Here is a 17,277-nt window from a genome sequence, read left to right as displayed (position 1 = left end):
CATCACAGCAATCGGTCCTGGGTCGGGCCAATGGCGTCTTCGATAAGCGCCCGGGCGCCTTCGTCCAGCAGGTCGTCGAGCGCCGAACCGTAAACTCCCTCGCGGCCGATATCGAGCAGTACCGGCACCGCCAAAGGCGATACCCGATCGAGTTCGCGGTGACGGATGCGTCCCCGCGTACGGGCCAACAACTGGCCGAGACGTGCAATGTCGGTGAGGCCGCCGGCGGCGTCGCCCCGGGTCGCGCGCAACAGCACATGATCGGGCTCGTGCCGGCGCAGGACATCGTAGATGATGTCCGCGTTGAAGGTGACCTGGCGCCGGGTCATTTCCTGATTGGGATGGCGCCGCTCGATGAGGCCGGCAATGACGGCGCAATTCCGGAAGGTGCGCTTCAGCATCGTCGATTCGTCCATCCATTCCTCGAGGTCGTCGCCTAGCATGTCCTCGTCGAACAGCGCCGCGACATCGCCGGGCGGTCTCAGGCTCCACACCGAAATCGCATAGTCGGAGGCGACGAAACCGAGCGGCCCGGCGCCCGACCGCTCCATGCGCCGGGTCAGCAGCATGCCGAGCGTCTGATGGGCATTGCGGCCCTCGAAGCAATAGGCGACGAGGAAATGCTTGCCGCCGCGGGGGAAGGTTTCGACCAGCAGGCCATCCGGCCGCGGCAGCTCCGAGCGCAGCCGTTGCAGGTCGAGCCATTCATGGACCGCGGGCGGCAGATCGCGCCATTGCCGCCGGTCGTGGAGGTTTGCCCGGACGCGGTCGGCAAGATGGGTCGACAGCGGCAGGCGACCGCCCATATAGGCCGGGATCTGCGGTTCGCCGCCGGCCGCCCGGGTGACTTCCGCGGTGGTCTCGCGAATGCCTTCGAAGCGCAGCAACTCACCGGAGAAAAAGAAAGTGTCGCCCGGCACCAGGCCCATGATGAAGTGCTCCTCGACCTGGCCCAGCACGCGGCCGCGCTTGAGTTTGACGCGGAGCGTGGGCGCCTCGACGATGACGCCGACGTTGAGCCGGTACTTGCGGACATGGGCCGGCCCGGCGATGCGATAGGTGCCGTCATCCTGGCGGATCAAACGCCGGTAGCGGTCGTAGGTCCGCAGCGCATAGCCGCCGTGGTCGACGAAATCGAGGACATCGTCGAAGTCCTTGCGGCTGAGGGAGGCATAGGGCGACGCGCGGACGATTTCGGCATAGAGGTCGTCGGGTCGAAACGGTCCGGCGCAGGCACGGCCCCAGACATGCTGGGCGAGCACATCGAGCCCGCCGGGGCGCGGCGGGTCGCCGTCGAGCTCATGGTTGGCGACCGCCGCCGTCGCCGCCTGGCACTCGAGAACTTCGAACCGGTTTCCCGGCACCAGAATGGCACGACTCGGTTCGTCGAGCCGGTGGTTGGCGCGGCCGATGCGCTGCAATAGGCGGCTGGCACCCTTGGGCGCCCCGACCTGCAACACCAGATCGACGTCGCCCCAGTCGATGCCAAGATCGAGCGACGAGGTCGCGACCACCGCGCGCAAATCGCCGCGCGCCATCGCCGCCTCGACCTTACGCCGCTGCGGCGCCGACAAGCTGCCATGATGAAGCGCGATCGGCAGCGTGTCTTCGTTGAGCCGCCACAAGGCCTGAAACATGATCTCGGCCTGGGCGCGGGTGTTGACGAAGACGATGGCCGTGCGCGCGGCCTTGATCCGGGCGTAGATGTCGGGGGCGGCATAGGCCGCCATATGGCCCGACCATGGCAATCGGTCGTCGGCGACCAGGGTCTCGATACGCGGCTCGGCACCGGCCTGCCCTTCGATAACCGCGACCGCCGGATCGTCGGCACGGCCGTGCGGCGACAGGAAGGCGGTGACCGAATCGGGCCAGGCGACGGTCGCCGACAGGCCGATGCGGCGGCAATCGGGCGCCAGCGCCGCAAGACGGGCGAGGCCGAGCGCCAGCAGGTCGCCGCGCTTGGTGCCGATCAGCGCATGCAGTTCATCGAGCACGACCTGACGCAGGTTCCCAAACATCCGCGGCGCCTCCGCATAGGACAGCATCAGGGCGAGGGATTCCGGCGTCGTCATCAGGATGTTGGGTGGGCGCCGCCGCTGCCGCTGCCGCTTGGATTGGGGCGTGTCTCCGGTGCGCGTTTCGAGCGTCACATCGAGTCCCATTTCCTCGACCGGCAGGGTGAGATTGCGGTGGATGTCGACGGCCAACGCCTTGAGCGGCGAGATGTAGAGGGTATGGAGGCCGGCGCGCGGTGCAGCGATCAACTCGCCGAGCGTCGGCAGGAACCCGGCCAGCGTCTTACCGCCGCCGGTCGGCGCGATCAGCAACGCGTTATGGCCCGCTTCGACCGCCGCCAGCATGTCGAGCTGGTGGGCGAAGGGTTGCCAGCCGCGCCCGGCGAACCAGTCGGCGATCGGTTCGGGCAGGGTCGCGGCGGGAGTGGGTACAGCGCGCTCGGCCATGAAGCCGAGTATAAGCCGCGGCTCTGCCGGCGCCAGCGACGGCATTGCACGACGGCCGCCGCAGGCTATCCCAGGACGGATAGCCGGTTCCGAATCCTGGCTCTTGGCGCGGCCGAGGGGCCGTTAACGCATCGCCGGCGAAATCTGCGTCGGCCAATCGGCGAGCTCCCGTCGCGGCAGCGCCAATCAGGAGTCGGCCCAATAGACCGGGGCATGGTATGGATCAGGGTGCAAGACTAGCAACACCGCGTGACGAACACGAAGCCCCGGCCTCCGCGATGCCCATTCTCTATGAAAAGCCGATCACGGTGACGCCGGAGGCGCTGGACGGAAAGTCGTTCGCGCGGCCTGCCGACTACGGTTATGCGCGCGGCGCCCACATCGTGCCGATCAATGCGCCGCAGATCGTCGACGCGGCGGCGGCGTTTCCGGTGTTATTCACTGCGGCTGACCCGGTCATGACGGTCGCGGTGATGGGGCTGCGCGGCGGCGAAAACCTGTTCGTCGAGGCCGACGGTCAATGGGCCACCGGACATCCGGTGCCGGACTATATTCGCCGCTATCCTTTCATCCTGCGACAGGGCTCGGATATGCGCGGGTATATCCTGTGCATCGATTCGGCGTCGGCGATGATCGTCGACGGCGACGGCGAGCCGTTCTTCGAAGATGGCAGGAAAAACAAGCTGCTGGACGAGATCACCGAATCGTGCCTCGCCTATCAACGCCAGTCGGAGATCACCCACGCCTTGGCGGCGGCGATCGCGAACAGCGGCATTTTGGCCGCCCATGACGACGTCTATACCCTGCCCGGCGGACGCAAGATCAAGCTCGATGGCTTCCGCGCGGTCGACAAGGCGAAACTGGACCAACTGCCGGATGAGACGTTTCTCGAATGGCGGCGTAACGGCTATCTCGACTTTGTCTATCTCCACTTGGTATCGCTGCGCACTTGGCCGCGCCTGTTCCGGCGGATGGCGCTGCGCCAGGCCGCTGAAGCCGCGGAGACTTGAGGCGGCGTTCGCCGGCGAAGCAAGCCCGACACGCGTCCGGCTCCGACTCCGGTAACGGCCCGTGACGATTTTCAGCGAAGCGACGCCAATCGCGGATATTCCGAGTCGTAGAGTTGGTATTCGCCGCGAAGTAACTATATCCTGCCACAAACATGGGTCTCCGACTTCTGGGTAGGCAACCGCCTCAGCGGGCGCCAAAGCAACGATTTTCCATCGGCGGTTCCCGGACCCGGGCCGCAACGACTGTGGAGGACAAGTGCATGAGACCTGCCCTGACGGCGATCCTGGTGGCGGTGGCGATGGGCTTAGCGGCCAACGCCGGCGCGGACACCTTGCAAACGATCAAGAAGAGCGGCGAGATCAAGGTCGGCTATCGCGATGATGCGCCGCCATTCTCATTCAAGAATTCGGTCGGCGAAGCCTCGGGCTACTCGGTTGGCCTGTGCAAGGCTGTGGCGGCCGCCGCCAAGGATGAACTGGGTATGAGTGAAATCAATATCAGCTATATCCCGGTTACCACCGAGGGCCGTTTCGAAGCGATCCAGAACGGCAGCATAGATATCCTGTGCGGCGCCACCACGGCGACGCTTTCGCGGCGGGCGCTGGTCGACTTCTCGCTGCCGATCTTCGTGACCGGGGCCGGCGTGTTGACCCGGTCGGATGGGCCCGACAGCTTCGAGGCGCTGGCCGGGCACAAGGTCGGCGTGCGCGCCGGAACGACCACCGAGGAATTGCTCCAGAGCGCTATCGGCGAACTCTCGGTCGACGCCGAAGTCGTCCCCGTCGAGAACCACGTCGACGGCCTCAAGAAACTCGAGACCGGAGAAATCGAAGCCTATTTCGCCGACCGGGCGATATTGATCTTCCTGGTCGCGGGGAGCGACAACCGAAATAATCTTCGTGTACTCAACCAGCTGTTTTCGCACGAGCCCTATGCGCTGGCTCTACGCCGCGGCGAAAGCGATTTTCGGTTGCTCGTCGATGGCGTGTTGAGCCGCATATTTCGCTCGGCGGCGATCGTGACCTTGTTCCAAAATTCCTTTGGCGGCGCCGAACCCGGCGACCTGATGAAGGCGATGTATTTGATCTCGCCGCTTCCCGAATAGAGCCTCCGAGTATGATTTAGCTGCCGTCGACTGGGCGCTTCCGCGCGTGGCGGCGCTGTCTCCCCGCCAAGGGCATGCTCGTATTGATGGTTTTCCACCTCGCGATCACGCCGGCCAATGACTGATCGAAAACGGCACAAATCTGGTTCGCGTCGTGCTTGTTTTCCGTGCCGCAGGCCCTAGCTTATTGGGATTGAAAACCGACCGAAACGACCCATCGAATAAGGGAGGACAGAATGAAAACGAAATGCGCAGCCGTTCTTGCGAGTCTAGTGTTGGTATTTGGCGCCTCGTCGGCGCTGGCCCAGCAACACGAGATGAGCTTTTTCATAACCAGCGTCGGTGTGGGCAATGGCGCCGACCTCGGCGGCCTGGAAGGCGCCGACGCCCATTGCCAACAGCTTGCCGAGGCGGTTGGTGCCGGCGGCCAGACCTGGCGCGCCTACCTCAGCACGGAAGAGCCCGACAAGCGCGGCGTCTTCGCGCGCAGCCGGATCGGCATCGGACCATGGTACAATGCGCGCAACGAGCTCATCGCGAGCGACCTCGACGAATTGCACATCAGCCCCAATATCTTTCAGCGCACGGCCCTCGACGAGAGCGGGAACCCGGTCAAGGGCCGTTATCACGACGTCAACGAACACGACATCCTGACCGGTACCCAGGTCGACGGCACGCCGTTTTGGCCCGACGATGCCGATAACACCTGCAGCAATTGGACGAGTAGCGGCGAGGGCAGCGCCCAGGTCGGCCATCACGACCGGCATGGCGGCGGCAACACGTCGTGGAATTCGGCCCACGCAACGCGCGGCTGCAGCCAGGACGCGCTGAAAGGCACTGGCGGTGCCGGGCTGTTCTACTGTTTCGCAGCCGACTAACTCTGTGAATTTGACGGTCTGCCGGTCCCCGACGGACGGTCATGAATTCGGACGCATTCGGCGCCGTAGCCCCAATCATGGGCTGCGGCGCCGGTGCTCCGGGACTAGAGGCTTAGGCTAAAAGCTCTTCTTCGAAGGGAAATTGCGACAGGATTTCGATGCCATCGGATTTGACCAGCACCTGCTCCTCGAGCTTGACGCCTTCGCGGCCGCCTTCATAGCCGGCATAGCTCTCGACGCAGATCACCGTATCCGGCCGAATGACACCGTCGTATCCCTTCGAGTCCCAGTTCTCGGGAAACGGCACGCGGGGGTATTCGTCGCACAGGCCGACGCCGTGGATGACGCTGGAATAGCCGCGGCAGCCGGCGGGCTTTTTGAATGCCCGCTCGCTGATCTCGCGGAACGTCGTGCCCGCCTTCAGCAGCCCGAGGTTGTGCTGGAGTTCCTCATGGGAAAGCGTGTAGAGGCCGCGCTGCTCGGCGGTCGGCCGGCTCGGCCCGCAATGATAGGTCCGTGAGATATCGGCACAATAGCCGAAGGGCCCGATCATGTCGGTGTCGAAGGCGACAAGATCGCCATCCTCGACCGGCCGCTCGCTGGCCTCACACGGCCACGGGTTGGTCCGCGGCCCCGAGGCCAGCAGGCGAGTATCGTGCCAGTCGCCGTCGTTGGCCAGGTTGGCATAGTTCAGCAGGCCCCAGAGCTGGTTTTCGCGGACACCGGGACGAAGCGCCTCCTTCATCTTCGCCATGGCGTGCTCGGCGACCGCGATCGACCACTTCATGCAGGCGATTTCCTCGGCGGATTTTATCAATCGTGCGTCTTCCATCAGGCCTTGTGCGTCGAGCACGTCGAGGCCTTCCTGGAGCAGCGCCTGGGTCGCCAGCGGGCTGACATATTCGACCGCGATACGGCGGTCGTCGGCGCCGATTTCCGCCATCAACGCCTTCATGTCGCGGCCGAACAGACGCGCCTGCTCGTCGATGTTGGGTCCGCCGATAAAGGCGCTGAGATTGCGCGCCGGTCGCGCTTCGTCGATGACGCTGTCGCCGCCGGTCGCCGGCGGGGCGTAGCCGCCATAGGCGATGACCGGACCCGCCGCCGGGATCGCCAGGTACATGTAGGGTACGTGCGATTGGAAGGTCGGAAATTCGCGCAGGTCGGCGGCATAACGGAGGCTGACCGGATTGAACAGCACACAGAGCGGAATGCCGCGGCGCGCCAGCTCGCCGCGCACCCGGTCGAGCCGATAGCGCACCATCTTTCCGGTCTCGATATCGGGCAGCGGGCGAATATCGGCCAACCGGCTCCAATCGTCATTGAGGGCGAAACTGTCAGCGGTCATGTGCCAGTCCTCGGTTCAGCCAAAGTGCCGCCCGAACGATAGGAGATAAGTGCTGCTTTGCAAAGAAACGGTCGGCCCAGGCGCCGCTTCTACTCCCCGCCCTCTTCCTTCTTAAGCGCCTCGAGTTCCTGCTGGCGCCGGGCCAGCTTTTCGTCGGCCAGCTTGTAGGCGTAATAGTACTTGTTGATGTTGGCGACATAGACGACCGGCTGTGAACCGATTCGCTCGAGGGTGATGCGGGCAACATTGTTGAACCACTTGTTCGGGTCCAACCCGGACTTCGCGGCCGCCTTTCGCATTTTTGCGATATTGCCCGGCCCGGCGTTGTAAGCCGCTAGCGATAGGCGCACGCCCGACTCGGGTTCGATTTCCGCGCCGGAAAAGTAGAAATCGCGCAGGAACGCGAGGTATTTGACTCCCGCGTGCACGTTGTTCTCGGCACTCTTGATATCGGGAATATTGACGTTCTTGTCCCGCGCCGTGCTGGGTTTGATCTGCATCAGGCCCTCCGCGCCCTGCTTGCTGCGGCGGGACTGGTCGAACCCGGATTCCTGATACGACAGGGCCGCGATCAACTGCCAATCGAATCCGTACTCCTCGGCGTACTTCTTGAACAGCTCGTCGTACTTGTCGAGCTTCTTCTGTTCGGCCGGGGTCACCGGGTTCGTCACCCACTTGGTATTCTCGAAGTATTTCTTGAACAGGATATTGCCCATCCGGCTGCCGCGGCGATGCTTGGCGACGAACGCGTTCAGGCTCTTTAGCAACTCCGGACTGTCCTGCCGGATCGCCCAAGCGATCCAGCCCTCCTTGTTGACCGCGATCTCGGGATAGGGCTCGATTTCGGGCAGCACGCTCGACCAGATTTCCGCGATATGGTTGTCGACCACGGTCATGTCGATGATACCGGCATTGACCAGCTGCAGAATATCCTCGGCCTCGAATTCGGACGGCGCGGTCTGGATGCCGATGGCGACCAAACCGCGGCCAACCATATCATCGCTGACCCTTTTGAGGCTGGGAATATAGGAACTACCGGCAACGACATAGATATTCTTGCCCGACAGGCTGTCGAGGTTCCGCAATCCCTTTACCGACTTGTTGGCGACGACGATCTCGTCGACCGCGGGCATATAGGGCTTCGTAAATTGCACCTTTTCGGCGCGTGTCGGGGTCTCCGTCATTCCCGCCGCGATGATATCGCCGCGCCCTTCGCGAAGCGCCGGGATCAGATCGTCGAAGGGCACCGGAACGTAAACCATCTCGATGCGGTTGCCGCGCTTGGTCTTGCCGTTGAGGAATTTCCCGTACTCGTCCATCAGCTCGTATTCGAAGCCGTGATTACGGCCGGCGGCGATGAAGAAATTTGTCATGCTGTGGCTGACCAGGACGCGGATAAACCGCCGATCTTTCATGGCCGCGAAATCACCGGTCCACGGCTCGTTGGCCAGATTCATGATGGCTTCGGTGTCGAAGGTTGCCGGCGGCTCGTCGGCTGCGCGTGTCGGCGACGGGCCAACGAGTGCCGGCAGATAGACCATGAGAGCAACGATCAGCGCGCGGATCATCCAGCCGCCGGCTAAGCGAATTGTGCACCCTTCGATTGCCATCGACCGGTTCCGTCCCCGCGATTCGTCCCCGTCATTGTTACAGGGATGGGTCGAAGCATCAATCCCGGCCAAGGTCGGTCCGGGAGGCAAGCCCGTGTCGCGCCGCCGTCTCAGCCCGGCGCGCGCGCGAGTGTCGCCGTCGCGGTCATTGCCGTTTCTCCGCCGGGCCCGGTCGCGATCAACGTACAGGCGTCGCCGGCCGCCGCCGGGCCGCCGGCGACTTCGAACGGCGCGGTATCGAAAAGCGGGGCGCGGGCACGAAAGGCGAAGCTCTCGAGGGCACGGCCGTCGTTGCTGTCACGGCACAGCTCGGCCAGATAGGTCGCGATCAGCGGGCCGTGTACGACCAGTCCGGGGTAGCCCTCCTCCCGCGTCGCATAGGGCCAGTCGTAGTGGATACGGTGGCCGTTGAAGGTCAGCGCCGAATAGCGGAAAAGCATCACCGGTCCGGGCGTGATCCGTCGCCGCCAGGGCAGTCCCGAAACCTCGGCAGGCGCCCGTTCTCCCGGTCGCAAGGCGACGGCTTCGCGGTAGACGATGTCCTGTTCTTCCTCGATGGCCACGCCCGCCGCGGTCGAGATCAGGTGACGAACGGTGACGAATACCAATTCACCGCTGGAGCCGGTCTTGGGCGTGACGGCGGCAATCTCGGCGCGGCGTTCGATCGCCTCGCCGACGCGCACCGGACGCCGGAACCACAGCCGGCCGCCGGCGAACATGCGTTGCGGCAGCGGGACCGGTGGCATGAACCCGCCCAGCGCCGGATGGCCGTCGGGCCCGACCTCGGAAACGCGCACGATCGGGGCATGGAACATCCAGTGCCACAGCGGCGGCAGCGGATCGCCGTCTTGCGGTGGCGGGTCGTCGCGGTCGAGCGTGGCCGCCATCGCCGCGACCTTCCTCGCCGTTACCACGTCTTGGGTTGTCTCGGCGCGTCCGACCCATTCCGCGAGCCGTTCGAGGTCCGGTTTCATCCCTCACCCCGGTCGCCGAATTCGGCACGAAGGGCGGCACCATGTTCGTTCAAACCCGGCACCGGACCGAACAGGCGATCGCCGTCGCCGTCCCGGATCGGATCGCCGACCGCGTCGACAATGCCCGCCGGTGTCGCCACCGGCGACCGCCGCAGTTGCGGGTGGCGGCAAAAATCTTCCATTGAATTGAGGTTGCCGAACGCGATGCGGCCCCGCCGCAGCCGATCGATCAGTGTCGCGTGATCGATATCGCCGATCACCTCCCTGATGATCGCTTCCAACGCCTCCCGGTTTTCCGTCCGCGCCACATTGCCGCCGAAGCGCGGCTCGGCAGCCATGGCCGGGCGTTCCAGCACGGTCGCGCAGAAGCTTTCCCATTCCCGTTCGTTCTGGATCGAAATGACGACGTCGCGCTCGTCGCGGGTGCGAAAGACGCCGTAAGGTGCGATCGACGGATGGTTCAGTCCGATGCGCTGGGGCGTGATTCCGGCTTGGTCCTGAAACAGGAACGGAACCGACATCCAATCGGCGATGCTGTCGAACAGCGAAACCTTGATGCCTTTGCCCCGCCCGGTCGTGGCGCGCTCGTAAAGCGCCTCCAGAATGCCGACCAGCGCATACATACCGGCCGAGATGTCGACCACCGATACGCCGACCCGGCCGGGGCCCTCGGCGCGGCCGGTAATCGATGCCAGACCCGACTCGGATTGGATCAGCAGGTCATAGGCCTTCATATCGCGATAGGGACCGTCTTCGCCATAGCCGCTGATGTCGCAGGTGACGAGGCGCGGATGGCGGGCGCGGAGGGCATCGGAATCGAAGCCGGCGCGCGACGCCGCGCCGGGCGCCAGGTTCTGTACGAAAACATCGGCGCCGGCGATCATCCGCGTGAGGAGCGCCGCGTCGTTCGGCTCCTTGAGGTCGAGCTCGATCGATTCCTTGCCCCGGTTTAGCCATACGAAATGGCTGCTCAGGCCTCGCACGACGTCGTCGTAGCCGCGGGCGAAATCGCCGCCCGGACGTTCGACCTTGATCACCCGAGCGCCGGCGTCGGCGAGGCGCGACGTGGTGAACGGCGCCGCCACCGCCTGATCGAGGGAAACCACCAAAACACCTTCCAACGCCCCCGCCATCAATATGATCTCGGCAGGCCCAGAACATGCTCGGCGACGTAGGCCAGGATCATGTTGGTCGAGATCGGCGCGATCTGATAGAGGCGGGTTTCACGGAACTTGCGCTCTATGTCGTACTCGACCGCGAAACCATAGCCGCCATGGGTCTGCAGGCACATCTCGGCGGCCTGCCACGACGCTTCGGAAGCGAGCAGCTTGGCGATATTGGCCTGCTCCCCGATCGACCGGCCGGCATCGAACAGGGCCGCCGCCTTGCGCACCATCAGATCGGCCGCTTCGGTCATCGCGTAGGCTCGGGCGATGGGAAACTGGACGCCCTGGTTCTGGCCGATCGGGCGGCCGAAAACATGGCGCTCGGTGGCGTAGCCGGTCGCCTTGGCGATGAACCAACGAGCGTCGCCGATGCACTCGGCAGCGATCAGGACCCGTTCCGCGTTCATGCCGTCGAGCACGTAGCGGAACCCCCTGCCCTCCTCGCCAACTAGGTTTTCGGCCGGGATGCGCAGATCGTCGAAGAACACCTCGGTCGTGCTGTGGTTGATCATGGTCGCGATCGGTTTCACGGTCAGGCCGTCGCCGAGCGCCGAGCGCATATCGACGAGGAAGGTCGAGAGGCCCCCGGTGCGTTCGGTCGCCTCGTCGCGCGGCGTCGTTCGCGCCAGCAGCAGCATGAGATCGGAATGCTCGGCCCGGGAGGTCCAGACTTTCTGCCCGTTGATCACATATTCGTCACCGTCGCGGCGGGCCGTCGTACGCAAGCTCAACGTGTCGGTACCGCTGGTCGGTTCGGAAACGCCGAATGCCTGGAGGCGCAATTCCCCCGAAGCGATCCGTGGCAGCCAATCCTGTTTCTGCGCTTCCGAGCCGTGCCGCAGAATGGTTCCCATGATGTACATTTGCGCGTGACAGGCGGCGCTGTTGCCGCCGCTCTTGTGGATCTCTTCGAGGATCGCCGACGCCGCGCGCAGGCCGAGGCCGCTGCCGCCATAGGCCTCGGGTATGAGAACCGCGAGATAGCCGCTCTCGGTCAGCGCCGCGACGAATTCGGTCGGGTAAGCGCGTTCCGCGTCCAGCCGGCGCCAATACGCGCCCGGAAAATCGGCGCACAGCGTGCCCACCGACGCTCTGATCCGATCGAGGTCCGATTCACCGATATCAGGTTCCGGGGGCAGTGCGTCCGTCATCGGTTCGCCGTGCTTGCTGCGAGGCGATCGATCATAGTGCTTCGCCACGGTCGCGTCATGTCGCCCGGTTCACGATTGTTGGGCATAGGGCTGGGAGGATAATAAATCGTCAGCCATGGTATCCGGCGTGCCGATATGCTCGGGACGGATGCCGACCGCGATGAGCCGGCCGGCAATACGGCGCAGCCAGGGAACCGATCGCAACATACGGAACGGGAGCGGCGTGGTGACCTCGCCCCGCCCGGCGAGCACTTCCTTGATGATGCTGTTCTGCATGGCGAGCTGAATGCGCTGAGTGACCCGGGTCGGAAACATCCGCCGCCGTTGCACTTGGCGCAAGTGGTCGTCTGTCACGACTTGCGCGCTCAGCGGTGCGGCGAGGATATTTGCCGCCGCGACCGCATCCTGTATGGCGAGGTTGATGCCGACCCCACCGATTGGCGACATCGCATGGGCGGCATCGCCGATACACAGAAGCCCGGGCCGCCACCATTGGCGCAATCGGTCGACGCGCACGGTCAACAGCTTGATATCGTCCCAGTCCGTGAGCAGGTCGACCCGGTCCGCCATGAACGGCGCGATCGCCGCCATGCTTTCGCGGAACGCCGGCAATCCCTGACGGCGAAACTCATCATAGCCGCCCTTCGGAATGAGGAAGGCGCATTGCCAATAATCGCCGCGGTCGATCAGCACCAGGATCCGTCCGCTAGCGGCGCGAAAGTTTGGATCGCTGCCGTCGGTGGGGCGGCGCGGGAGACGGGTCCACAACACGTCCATCGGCGCGCCGAGATCCACGACTTCGAACCCGGCACATTGGCGCACGGTAGAGTGGCGGCCATCCGCCGCGACGACGAGATCGGCGCGAACCTCCAGCGCGCCATTCGCGGTTTCGGCGCGGACGCCGACGACGCGGCCGTCCGCCTCGATCAGGTCTACGGCCTCGGTCCGGGTCAGCAACTCGTAGCCGGGATAGCGCCGGCCCTGCGCGGCGAGGAAGTCCAGAAAATCCCATTGCGGCATCAGGGCGATGTATTTGCACCGCGTCGGCAGGTGCGCGAAATCGATAACGGCCGGACTTGCGGCGCCGAAATAGGCGGCGAACTGGTGGGATTCCTGGTGCGGCAGCTTAAGGAACCGATCGAGCAGGCCAAGCTCGTGCATCAGCTCCAGTGTTGATGCATGAATGGTATCGCCGCGGAAATCCCTGAGGAAATCGGTATGCTTTTCGAGCACAACGATTTCGACCCCGGCGCGCGCGAGGAGCAGGCCGAGCACCATCCCCGCGGGCCCGCCGCCGACAATGCAGCACCGCGTCTCGAGCCGTCGTGTCGGCCTGGTGTCACTCATGGCCGGGGCTCCCTTACCGAACCATGCCGGCGCAGGCCTCGGCATCGTGACACGCCTTTTGGCGGGCCATGTGCTCGAGATAGTCGACGGCGCGGGTAACGTCCTTCGCGGCCAGGACATCTTTGAAACTCGGCATTTTGGATCCGGCGCGAAAGCTGGGTACGTCGTGGATGAACGCCTCCAGCACCGGACGCTGCAAATATTCGGTGATGTTGCGGGGAACGTTTAGCTCGGGAGCCAAATCACCACCGGACAGGTTCACCGAATGGCATTGCAGGCAATAAGTCTTGAAGACATAGAAACCTTCACGAACAGCGGCGTTGGGGTCCTTTGGCACCGCCGCGCCAAAGACGTCGCTGAAGGGCTGAACGGCGATCTTCGCCAATTGATAGGGCCACGAGTACGCCCAATTGCTAGGGTCCTGTTTCGGCCAGACAAGGTAATAGGGCGCCGGCGTGATAGTCTGTTTGCCATGCGTGAACGGCACCCATTTTTTGCCCGCCGGCGCGTCGAGGTCGCGGAACGCGACGACCCCGTTCGCCGCCAGGGCTTCGTCGAGTCCCATCGTCGCACGGTAGCCGTCCTCGGCGGTGAAAACGATTTCGGCGCCGCCGCGTCGCAAGTCGTCGAGCTTGGGGATGAGCGCCAGCAGATTACGAAGCGGATAACCGCTGTAGTGCTTCGCCTTATGGTAGACGATGTCGTTTTCGGTCTTGATATCGACCGAAGCCGGCATCCGGCCTTGCGCCGCCAATTGATGGAGATCCAGCGTGGCAGCGTCGTCATTGGCGCGCGTCGATTCCGCCGCCAACGCCATAGCCGACAACACGAAAATACCAATCAAACACCGGGATACGGTCGAATTAATCTGGCGCATCGAAATCCTCTCCTCGGTTCCCGATAAAGTCGAGTCCCGATCGGTGGAACGCGTGTTAGTGAACCCGATGCGCCCAATCGCCGCAAGGGACTCCGAGCGCGATTAACCGATCGGAAACCGCCTATTGCTAATCTCATATTTACCGTAGCCGGGCCGGCTCGCGAAAATTCGGGGTGGACGGTCACGGGTTGCAGACGAAAGCCGAACGAGGAGGTCGGCAATGGCAGTGGTGATCGATCGCGAAGCGGATACCAACCGCAGCTATCAGGAAAAGCTCGCGGCCTCCCTTGTCGCCTGCATGGGCATCGATGGCGCGGTCCAGGCCTGCCTCGAAAACGCCTGGCACGGCGTGCTCGACTATGTGCTTTCGTTCGACGCCGGAGCAACCCGGAAACCCTAGCGGCGGGCTCAGCCGCTGATGGCGACGCCGAGCAGGCGGCCGACGCCGAAAGCCACGCCGGCCGCGCCAAGGCCAAAGACGAGCTGACGCAAGCCGCCGCGCCACAAACCGAGCCCGGTGAGCCGGGTCGGAATCGCGCCAAAGGCGAAAAGCGCGATGCCGCTGAGGACAATGCTGCCGAGGATCGCCTCTACGCCGTCGACAAGAATAAACGGCAGGATCGGGAAAATGGCGCCGGTCGGAAATAATAGGAACGATGCCCGGGCGGCCGACCATGGCGAACCGCCGAGATCGTGCGGATCGATCTGAAGCTCCTCTACCGACAGGGTGTGGATCGCTCGCTCTCGGTTGGCGAGTTCGCGCTCGGCGACGGTTGCCGCTTCCTCCGCGGTCAACCCACGCGCCTGAAAGATCGCCACCAACTCGGCCCGCTTCTGGTCGGGGCGATTATCGAATTCCCGGCTCTGGCGCGCGATCTGCGCCCCATAGAGTTCGCGGGAGTTATGGACCGAAATCCATTCTCCCATGGCCATCGAACAGGCCCCCGCGAGGAGGCCGACCAACCCCGTAACCAACACCGTTTCGCGGGCGAAATCGGCGCCCGCCACGCCCATCACCAAGCTGAGGTTGGAAACCAAGCCGTCATTGGCGCCGAGAATGGCGGCGCGCAGGGTGTTGCCCTTGTCCGCCGTATCCAGCTCGGTGGGGTCGATCGGTACGGCCTCGGATGAACCCTTGGACATCGGCGGTTTACTCCCGGTTTGCGGCTCGGATGGGGATCGCATACCGCCAATATCGGCCCGGCACTGAGATCCAGTTACCTTGGCCGCCGCGGCATGGGACCGCTTGTCGGCGATTTTAGTTTGCGAATCAGGGCCGGAAAACGACAATTCCTTTGTACCAGCGCGTCACATAATCCAAGATTGGGCGAGTCTGGGAAAAGGGAACCCGTTGGACTTGGCGCCAATGAAACGAAATTCTTCGATCATCGACCACACCAAACGGGGGCTCGGTGCCGACTCGAAGCGAGTCGACGTCGAAATCGAACTCAAGCTGAGTGCGGCGCCGGAAGTCCTGAGCGCGCTGTGGGAGAGCCAATGTTTCTCCGGACCGACGACCGAATGCCGCCCGCGCGGCAGGTTCGACAACATCTATTACGACACCACCAAGAACCGCCTGCACCGACGCAACATTTCGTTTCGCGTTCGGCGCGCGGAAGGCCGGTTCGAACAGGCCGTCAAGTTTAGCGAACACCAAAGCGGCGCGATCCAGGACCGTCTCGAGTGGCAATGGATATTGCCCGGCCCCCAGCCCAGCCTCGAGCTCATCACCGACCCGGCACTGCGCGAAAAGCTCGGGCCGTTTCGACCCGGCGATCTGCGGCCGGTGTTTCGCACCACCTATCGCCGTGACACCAGGCGGCTAACGTTCAACGCCCAAGGCAGCAAACCGGTATCGGTCGAAGCGGCCCTCGACATCGGCGAGATCCAAGCCGGAAAACGGTCCCTACCGATCGCCGAGATCGAGCTTGAGCTGATCGATGGCCCGCCATCGGCCATCCTCGACTTCGCCCTTTCACTATTCGATCAGGTGCCGGTACGCGTCGAGCCGCTGAGCAAGTCGACCCGTGGCTATGCGCTCGCCGTCGGCAAGGCCCCGGTGCGGACGGGCGGCTGGGTCACCGACCTGAATCCCGATCGGCCCCTCGATGATGCGATCGAAGTCATCTTGTCGAAATGTTTCAATCATTGGTTGATCAACGAGACCGCGGCGGTCGATGGCACCAATACCGAGGGCGTCCATCAGGTGCGGGTGGCGACACGCCGCATGCGGTCGATGCTGAATGTGTTCAGGAAGGTGGTGTCGCCCGATCACGCGCTTTGGCTGTCGAGCGAGTTGAAGTGGCTGGCCCGTGGTCTCGGACCTGCCCGCGACTGGGATGTGTTTCTCAACGACATGCTGGCGCCGGTGCTCGAAGACTACGAGAACGACGACCGGCTGCTCCGCCTCAAGGAGATCGCCGAGAGGGAGCGTAGACGAGCCTATGACGCGTGGCGGCGGACAGTGCGGTCGCGCGACTATGCGGGTCTGGTCTTGACCCTCGCGGCCTGGCTCAATCGCCGGGGATGGAACGATGGAGCGCGCGGAAAGACGGCGCGTCTGCTCGCCGCGCCGGTACGAGATTACGCCTGCGACCATCTGGCCCGCCGCCGTAAACGGCTACTGAAGCGCGGCCGGCATTTCGAGACCTTGACCGACCGCGACCTTCACCGGTTGCGCATCGGGCTTAAAGACTTGCGCTCCACGATAGAGTTCTTTGGCGCCGTAATGCCGCGGCGAAAATTTCGACGTTGCCGCAAGTCACTGATATCCTTGCAGGATCAGCTCGGCCATCTGAACGATATTAGGACCCTGCGGTCATTGACCGAAAAGCTTCAGCTGGCCTGCGACGACGCGAGAGAGCTGCCGGACTTGGTCACGGCATCCGAGCGCGTTATCGGTTGGCACAGCAGGCGGACGCCTGATTTTCGCGCCGAGGCGGCGGAACGGTGGCGCGGGTTCGGCACCGAGCCGCTGTTCTAGCGCGCTATCTGTTGGTTTTGGTCGTAGTCGTGGGTTCCGCGGTGTCGGGTTTGTGGGCGCCTGTTGGGGGTATGTTGCGGGGCCCTCAATCGGCTCGAATTGCGATCAGGCCTGATGCCAACTTTCAGCCGATTGCCGATCAACAAACCACTCGAATTGTTGTGCTTTAGTAGATGGGTCGTGGAGTCCGCTGTGTGGAGCGAACGCGTCACCGCCGACAGACTCCTAGGGCCAATCGACATTCAGGATTCATTTTTGCGGTGATGTGTGATTCATAGGCCTCCAGATTCGATGATCTGGAGGCCGACGGATGAACAAGCGATATGAACTGACACCCGATCAGTGGCGGCGTATCGAGGATCTTG

General features: G+C 63.8%; 14 protein-coding genes. 5 read left to right on the top strand and 9 right to left on the bottom strand.

Features of this window, described 5'->3' with window-relative positions:
* Positions 1 to 2: 2 nt before the first annotated feature.
* A complete protein-coding gene (locus GY791_01555; protein MCP4327109.1) occupies positions 3 to 2,507 on the bottom strand; it encodes a ligase-associated DNA damage response DEXH box helicase in 2,505 nt (834 codons plus the stop codon).
* A gap of 233 nt (positions 2,508 to 2,740) precedes the next feature.
* On the opposite strand from GY791_01555, the gene GY791_01550 reads away from it, so the two are divergent.
* From GY791_01550 to GY791_01540, 3 genes are all read left to right on the top strand, one after another.
* Positions 2,741 to 3,472, top strand: a complete 732-nt coding sequence (locus GY791_01550; GenBank protein ID MCP4327108.1) for a SapC family protein — start codon at positions 2,741 to 2,743, stop codon at positions 3,470 to 3,472.
* A 260-nt stretch (positions 3,473 to 3,732) separates the two neighbouring features.
* Positions 3,733 to 4,578: an amino acid ABC transporter substrate-binding protein gene (locus GY791_01545; protein ID MCP4327107.1), complete on the top strand. Its 846-nt coding sequence runs from the start codon at positions 3,733 to 3,735 to the stop codon at positions 4,576 to 4,578.
* Positions 4,579 to 4,814: 236 nt separating this feature from the next.
* On the top strand, positions 4,815 to 5,456 hold the full coding sequence (locus GY791_01540; protein ID MCP4327106.1) for a hypothetical protein: 642 nt from the start codon (positions 4,815 to 4,817) through the stop codon (positions 5,454 to 5,456).
* 112 nt (positions 5,457 to 5,568) lie between these two features.
* Here the strand turns inward: GY791_01540 and GY791_01535 are convergent, their stop codons facing one another.
* The 7 genes from GY791_01535 to GY791_01505 form a co-directional block, all read right to left on the bottom strand.
* Positions 5,569 to 6,804, bottom strand: a complete 1,236-nt coding sequence (locus GY791_01535; protein ID MCP4327105.1) for an aminopeptidase P family protein — start codon at positions 6,802 to 6,804, stop codon at positions 5,569 to 5,571.
* An 89-nt stretch (positions 6,805 to 6,893) separates the two neighbouring features.
* A complete protein-coding gene (locus GY791_01530) occupies positions 6,894 to 8,414 on the bottom strand; it encodes a lytic transglycosylase F (GenBank protein ID MCP4327104.1) in 1,521 nt (506 codons plus the stop codon).
* 110 nt (positions 8,415 to 8,524) lie between these two features.
* Positions 8,525 to 9,388: an acyl-CoA dehydrogenase gene (locus GY791_01525; protein ID MCP4327103.1), complete on the bottom strand. Its 864-nt coding sequence runs from the start codon at positions 9,386 to 9,388 to the stop codon at positions 8,525 to 8,527.
* Positions 9,385 to 10,521, bottom strand: coding sequence for a CoA transferase (locus tag GY791_01520; protein MCP4327102.1), 1,137 nt, complete (start codon positions 10,519 to 10,521; stop codon positions 9,385 to 9,387). Before GY791_01520 ends, GY791_01525 begins: the two co-directional genes overlap by 4 nt.
* The gene (locus GY791_01515) at positions 10,521 to 11,705 is read right to left on the bottom strand and encodes an acyl-CoA/acyl-ACP dehydrogenase (protein ID MCP4327101.1); all 1,185 of its coding nucleotides are present in this window, start codon (positions 11,703 to 11,705) and stop codon (positions 10,521 to 10,523) included. Before GY791_01515 ends, GY791_01520 begins: the two co-directional genes overlap by 1 nt.
* Before the next feature lie 69 nt (positions 11,706 to 11,774).
* Positions 11,775 to 13,052, bottom strand: coding sequence for an FAD-dependent oxidoreductase (locus GY791_01510; GenBank protein ID MCP4327100.1), 1,278 nt, complete (start codon positions 13,050 to 13,052; stop codon positions 11,775 to 11,777).
* Positions 13,053 to 13,065: 13 nt separating this feature from the next.
* The gene (locus GY791_01505; GenBank protein ID MCP4327099.1) at positions 13,066 to 13,929 is read right to left on the bottom strand and encodes a cytochrome c; all 864 of its coding nucleotides are present in this window, start codon (positions 13,927 to 13,929) and stop codon (positions 13,066 to 13,068) included.
* Between the two features lie 220 nt (positions 13,930 to 14,149).
* On the opposite strand from GY791_01505, the gene GY791_01500 reads away from it, so the two are divergent.
* Positions 14,150 to 14,329, top strand: coding sequence for a hypothetical protein (locus tag GY791_01500; protein MCP4327098.1), 180 nt, complete (start codon positions 14,150 to 14,152; stop codon positions 14,327 to 14,329).
* A gap of 8 nt (positions 14,330 to 14,337) precedes the next feature.
* Here the strand turns inward: GY791_01500 and GY791_01495 are convergent, their stop codons facing one another.
* Positions 14,338 to 15,072 carry a hypothetical protein gene (locus GY791_01495; GenBank protein ID MCP4327097.1) on the bottom strand — a complete coding sequence of 245 codons (735 nt, stop codon included), beginning with the start codon at positions 15,070 to 15,072 and terminating at the stop codon, positions 14,338 to 14,340.
* A gap of 223 nt (positions 15,073 to 15,295) precedes the next feature.
* On the opposite strand from GY791_01495, the gene GY791_01490 reads away from it, so the two are divergent.
* Positions 15,296 to 16,912, top strand: coding sequence for a CYTH and CHAD domain-containing protein (locus tag GY791_01490; protein ID MCP4327096.1), 1,617 nt, complete (start codon positions 15,296 to 15,298; stop codon positions 16,910 to 16,912).
* Positions 16,913 to 17,277: the final 365 nt, after the last annotated feature.

The sequence above is a fragment of the Alphaproteobacteria bacterium genome (assembly GCA_024244705.1).
Taxonomy (GTDB): domain Bacteria; phylum Pseudomonadota; class Alphaproteobacteria; order JAAEOK01; family JAAEOK01; genus JAAEOK01.
Note: the sequence above shows the minus strand (reverse complement) of the source record. Positions and strands in the feature narration are given on the sequence as shown.